This is a genomic window from Arthrobacter sp. (assembly GCF_031988865.1).
Lineage (GTDB): Bacteria > Actinomycetota > Actinomycetes > Actinomycetales > Micrococcaceae > Arthrobacter_B.
The window spans coordinates 1-5352 of the sequence record NZ_DALZXY010000139.1 but is presented as its reverse complement, the minus strand read 5'-3'; the positions used below and the strand labels follow the sequence as shown (position 1 = coordinate 5352).

Here is a 5352-nt window from a genome sequence, read left to right as displayed (position 1 = left end):
GTAATTGTCCGCCGTCCGCAGGGCCACTTCAAAGCGGTCCACCGCCAGGTGCAGGCGGGCCGGATCGGTGCCGCGTTCAGCTTCGCGAATACCCTGCATGGCCAGGATGACTTCCCGGATCACCGGATCGGAGTAGTCGGTCATCACCGGGTAATCGATCAGCAGGGCAACGTCTGTTTCATACCGGGACCAGGTTACGAGCGCGGTATCCCGACGGTGGCAGGCCGCATCCCAGGAACCGGACCGGGCCTGGGCTTCCGCCCGGACCCCGCGCCGGGCCTGGAGCGCTTTGGAGGTTTTGTGCGCCGCCATGACCAGCCCGGTGAGTGCGCCGACGGCGAGCGGGGGGATAGCGAACGCGAGGACAAAGGTGTACGCCGGAGGAGCGGCACCCCAGATGGCCCACGCCGCGAAACTGATCAGCGCGTAGACCGCCAGGACCACCATCCCCGAGGTGAAGGCGAAAAGCATCAGCGCTGCCGCAGCTACTTTCCGGGCGAATCTTTTGAGCATGCCCACAGGATAACCGCCGAAGCTGTTTCCCGGCAGGGAAAACCAGTAGGCAAACCAGCGGGGAGGCAGGGCAGGTAGCGGCACAGCCGGGCAGATTAACTCCAGATCCCACTATTTCCCGGAAACGACACGCTGGAACTTGAGCCAAAATTGTGGACTTCCGAAGCCAACCTTCAGCTATGGGTACCTATGGTCAGCACATGGGGACTTACAACACACTTTCACGGAAGACCCGGTCAACAGATTATTTCCCTCTGTCCGGGGCGGTCGCATCCGGAACCCGGTGGATACCGGGCAGGGCACAGACGCAGGCACTGCCGCCGCTGGGCCCCGGCCAGGTGTACATCACCCGGCGGGGGACCGCATACCATCCCGGCTGGTGCCAGGTGGTGCAGCGGACCTGGGAATTCAACCGGCCGGCCCTGCAGGTCAAGGACGGCGCAGACGTTGGCGAACGGCGGCTGTGCCGGTCCTGTGAGGCTGAGCCGCCGCACCGCTGAGCCGCTGCACCGGGTTCCGCAGGTACCTCAGGTAACGGCCCCGCGCGTCGCTTCAAGCGCGCGGATCAAGGCCGCGGCATCATATGGGCCGCGGTGCCGGACGCCGTTCACAAAGAAGGTGGGCGTCGAATGCAGGTCCATGGCTTCGGCATCCAGGGCATCGTCCCGGACCCGGTTGACGACGTCGGCCGACCGCAGGTCCGACTCGAACCGGTCAATATCCAGCCCTAGACCCTCCGCCAGGGCCAGCAGGTCCGCAGGGTCCAAATGATCCTGGTCTTGGAAGAGTCCCGCGGCATAGGCAGCGAAGCGGCCCTGCAATGCGGCCGCTTCCGCCGCTTCCGCCGCCTGCACCGCGTGGGGGTGGACCCGGGTGAGTGGCAGGTGCCGCCAGACCCATCGCAGCTCAGCGCCGAAATACTCGCGCACTTCATCGACAACTCCGGTCGCCTTGCTGCAGAACGGGCATTCGAAGTCGCCGTACTCAACCAGGGTCAGGGGCGCGTCCGGAATGCCGGCAATATGGTCCCGGCCAGGGGTCACCGGGCGGGCCAGATGCTTGCCGACAGGTTCCAGCGGGGCACGGGCCTCCAGCACCTTGAAGATCATGGTGCCCAGCCCGAAGGCCAGCAAGGATCCGGAGAGGACCCCGACCCGTGCCTCGTTCTGCGCAGCCGCATCATCGATTGCCAGGCTGATGATGAAGAGCGAGATAGTGAACCCGATGCCGGACAGCGCCGCACCGCCGGAGATCCGTCCCAGCGTCAGCCCGGGTCCGAATTCGCCCAGCCGGAGCCGCCGGAGCAGCGCGGAGATACCGAAAATTCCGGTGAACTTGCCCAGCGCCAGGCCCACGGCCACACCCCAGGTGAGCGGTGAGCGGACCGCCGCTGACAGGGTGGCGCCGTCGAGCTTGACCCCGGCGTTGGCCAGCGCGAAAAGCGGCAGGATGAGGTAGGAGACCCAGGGGCTGAGGGCGCTCTGGAGCCGTTCGTTGATGGAAATGGACTCTCGCAGGCTTCCGGCAGCCGCCCGCGCGTACTCCGAGTTGGGAGACTGGCGGAAAGTCTGCGCGAGTTCCAGTGCTCGTTCGACCTCGTGCCGGCGCGGAGCGAAAACGGGAACGGACAAGGCGACGGCGACACCGGCCAAGGTCGGATGGACCCCGGCGTAGTAGAAGGCCAGCCAGGTTGCCGCTGCCAGCACGGCGTACGCGGCGCCCCGGCCGCGGGGCAGATACCGGGACGCAGCGACGGCGGCGAGCCCGACGAATCCGGCAAAAAGCGGCAGGAGCATCAGATGCTCCGTATAGACCAGGGCAATAATGCTCAGCGCAGCGACGTCATCCACGACGGCGAGGGTCAGCAGGAAGATCCGCAGCCTGCCGGGGAACTTCGGCCCCACGAGGGCGAGAGCTCCGAGCAGGAACGCGGTGTCAGTGGAAATCACCACGCCCCAGGCATGGGCGTACTCCGTATTTCCGGCAATGAGCAGGAAGACAAGGGCAGGCAGGGCAATGCCGGCGGCTGCGCCAGCCACCGGTACGACGGCGCGGGAGCGGTTGGTGAGCTCGCCGAGCGCGAACTCGCGGCGTACTTCCAAACCAACGGTGAAGAAAAAGACCGCCATGAGGAGGTCATTGACGACCTCCTGCAGGGTCAGTTCCAGGCCCCAGCTACCGGCCCGGAGTTCGACGGTGGTTTCCCAGAACTCGGTGTAGCTCAAAGCCAGGGGGGAATTCGCCCAGAGCAGGGCCAGCAGCGTGAAGACCAAAAGCAGGGAGGCGGCCCGCTTCTCCTGGCCCATCGCGCCCAAACGTGCGAGCAGTCCGGTAGCGCCGCGGCTGCTGGACATCTGCTGGCCTTCCTCCGGGACTTATCCTGCGTCAGAGACTAGCGGTCACCGCGGAGGCGTTCCATCTCCCGCCGGTCCTTTTTGGTGGGGCGCCCGGTGCCGCGGTCCCGCTGCGGCAGGCCGAGGGCCGGGGCCGGCGGACGCTCCGGGGTGTGATCAGTGAAGCAGTGCGAGGCTGCTTCGGCTCCAACGCGCTTGGAAATGAGGGCCCGGACCTCAAGGATCCGTTCGAACCCGGGCTGCCGGACGCGGATGCTGTCCCCGGGCTGAACCGGCTGCGCAGCCTTGGCAGCATTGCCGTTGAGTTTTACGTGCCCCGCACGGCACGCAGCGGTTGCAGCCGAACGGGTTTTATAGGCGCGGATGGCCCACAGCCAGGCGTCGATCCGCACGCTTTTCGGGGTGCTCGTTGGAATGCTCATGATGGTCCCGAGTTTAGTCCGGGCGCGGGGACCCAAGCAGGCGGGCGGCATCTGCCTGTGCCTGCAGCGCCTGCGGGGGAAGGACCTTCCCATCCACGGCCGGGGACGGCAGCGAACTGCCCTGGGCTGCGAGCAGACGGCGGAGCTCGGCCGGAGTATACGGTTCGGGTGCCCCCGCATGAGCCATGGCGTGGCAGTTGGGGCAGAGCGGAACAAGGTCAGCAACCGGATCCAGGTCATAACCGTCAAGGACCTGGCCTGGCGGCACGATGTGGTGGGCCTGCATCAGGTTGGCGCCCGCGCTGCCAAAGGCTGCGACAAAATCAAAACCGCAGGCTGAACACGCGGGCCCGTTGTGGACCAGGCAGATTCGGTTGGCGTCAGGATCGTTCTCGTAGCGGCTGGCCAATGACCAGCGCAGTGCCTGCTGGGGCAGTGTTCCCGGGAGTGGCGACGTCACACTGCCCGGACCGCCTGCGACCCGCCGGGCCCACCCGGCCCGCAGCGCGTCCGCTGTGTGGCTCTCCAGGACAGTGACGTCTGCCCCATTGCCGCCGGCTGCCGCCAGCAGATCCGGCACCAGGTCCTGGACGGGAATCTGCTCTCCCAGCGGCAGGAGCAGATCGATGTCCACGTCAACGACGGTGAACAGCATCCCCTCTTCGGCGTCAGCGATTTGGTAGGGGTAGGAGACCACAACACCGTGCCCGGCAATTCCTTGGTGGTCCCCGGGCAGCACAAACCAGGCATCCGAACCGGCTTCAAGACCGGGATGCGCTGAGACATCCCAGACGGCCCGGAAGATCCCGGCTTCCTGGGCAGCGATGGCGGCCGTGGAATAGTCGGGCTGCCAGGCTTCCGGCCAGACGGGATCCCAACCGAACAAGACTGCGCTCATGGGCAGCTCTCCAGAGGCCGGATCGGAGTCAACGCGGCTGGTAAGTAAGGCAGTCGGCGAGTTCAGCCCCAGGGCCGACCCGTACGTCGTGGGCCTCACACATCAGGTGGTCATTGTAACGGCATTCTCCCCGCTGGCATGCACCTACCGCCGCAAGGACCTTGGGCAGCCCCCCGGTTGCCGAGGTGTCAATGAAGGTCGAGCAGCTGGCATGTTCCGGGGTGCCTCCGACGGTGATGGCATACGCCGTGCAGCCGTCGTGGTTGAAATCGCAGTTGTGGACAGAGCAGTCGGAAACGGGTGCTACATGGTCAGTCATGGTTCCTCCCGTAAAGGTTGCCGGAGTGGCTCTAATTCCGAACGTACCACCGAAGGCAGCGAATAATTAGCACGAATTTGTGGGCTGTAATTCGCCGACGAGCCTGGCCTCCGGCAGCGGGCGGGCCCTGCCCCAGGGTGCATTTGGAACCTCTCCGGCGGCCTCGGTATAACCGGTGTATGACCTCTGTGCGCCAGGACCCCGTCACAGCCGAGCTGCTCCGGAAGGCCGAGGCGCAGGGGCTGACACTCGACGCCGGGCAGCTGGCCGCCCTGCCCATGCTGGCCCGGGCAGCGGAGACAGCCACCGGGAGTGCCGGAGAAGCTGACCCGTACAGCTCCGTGTACCTGTGGGGCCCGCCCGGGCGCGGGAAGACCTGGCTCCTGGACGCCTTCTTCGACGCCGTGCCCATCCGGCAGAAGCGGCGCCTGCATTTCCACGCCTTTTTCCGTGAACTCCATGCCCGGATCTTCGCCGGCTACGGGAAGTCGGACTATCGGCAGGGATCAGCGTTCGCGGAGGGACTGGACGCGCTGCTGGGAGACGCCCGCCTGCTCTGCTTCGATGAGTTCCATGTCAACGGGCCCGCCGACGCGGCGTTCGTGACCCGGTTCCTGGAGCAGGTCCTGGACCGCGGAATCGTGCTCGTCACGACCTCGAACTACGCGCCGCAGGAACTGCTTCCGGACCAGATGTTCCACCACCTCTTCGAACCCGGAATCGAACTCATCCGCACGAACCTGCAGGTGGCAGCGCTGGACGGCGACGTGGACTACCGCTCCCGCCCGGATGCGCGACGGCGCTCGGCCGGTTTCGCGGCGGGCCACCACCTGCGGCGGGCGGACG

The 5352-nt window shown here is 66.3% G+C and carries 5 protein-coding genes and 1 pseudogene; 1 reads left to right on the top strand and 5 read right to left on the bottom strand.

What is annotated here, in order from left to right; translation table 11 throughout:
- The 5 genes and pseudogenes from RTN46_RS16305 to RTN46_RS16285 all read right to left on the bottom strand — a co-directional run.
- Positions 1–513 (bottom strand): annotated as a pseudogene (locus RTN46_RS16305) (hypothetical protein); the annotation flags it as partial.
- 527 nt (positions 514–1040) lie between these two features.
- On the bottom strand, positions 1041–2867 hold the full coding sequence (gene nhaA, locus RTN46_RS16300) for a Na+/H+ antiporter NhaA (RefSeq protein ID WP_312182959.1): 1827 nt from the start codon (positions 2865–2867) through the stop codon (positions 1041–1043).
- A 38-nt stretch (positions 2868–2905) separates the two neighbouring features.
- Complete coding sequence (locus RTN46_RS16295) at positions 2906–3289, bottom strand: RNA-binding S4 domain-containing protein (protein ID WP_312182957.1); 384 nt, start codon at positions 3287–3289, stop codon at positions 2906–2908.
- A gap of 13 nt (positions 3290–3302) precedes the next feature.
- Positions 3303–4187, bottom strand: coding sequence for an HNH endonuclease (locus RTN46_RS16290; RefSeq protein ID WP_312182955.1), 885 nt, complete (start codon positions 4185–4187; stop codon positions 3303–3305).
- A 28-nt stretch (positions 4188–4215) separates the two neighbouring features.
- Positions 4216–4506 (bottom strand): DUF1540 domain-containing protein, encoded by a 291-nt coding sequence (locus RTN46_RS16285; protein ID WP_312182953.1) that lies wholly within the window; start codon positions 4504–4506, stop codon positions 4216–4218.
- 179 nt (positions 4507–4685) lie between these two features.
- On the opposite strand from RTN46_RS16285, the gene zapE reads away from it, so the two are divergent.
- Positions 4686–5352 (top strand): cell division protein ZapE (gene zapE / locus RTN46_RS16280; protein WP_312182951.1); only part of this gene is annotated, 667 nt, incomplete at its 3' end.

Coding starts and splice junctions, on each gene's coding strand:
- RTN46_RS16295 (WP_312182957.1), bottom strand. CDS start 3,289: ATGAGCATTCCAACGAGCACCCCGAAAAGCGTGCGGATCGACGCCTGG.
- RTN46_RS16290 (WP_312182955.1), bottom strand. CDS start 4,187: ATGAGCGCAGTCTTGTTCGGTTGGGATCCCGTCTGGCCGGAAGCCTGG.
- RTN46_RS16285 (WP_312182953.1), bottom strand. CDS start 4,506: ATGACTGACCATGTAGCACCCGTTTCCGACTGCTCTGTCCACAACTGC.
- nhaA (WP_312182959.1), bottom strand. CDS start 2,867: ATGTCCAGCAGCCGCGGCGCTACCGGACTGCTCGCACGTTTGGGCGCG.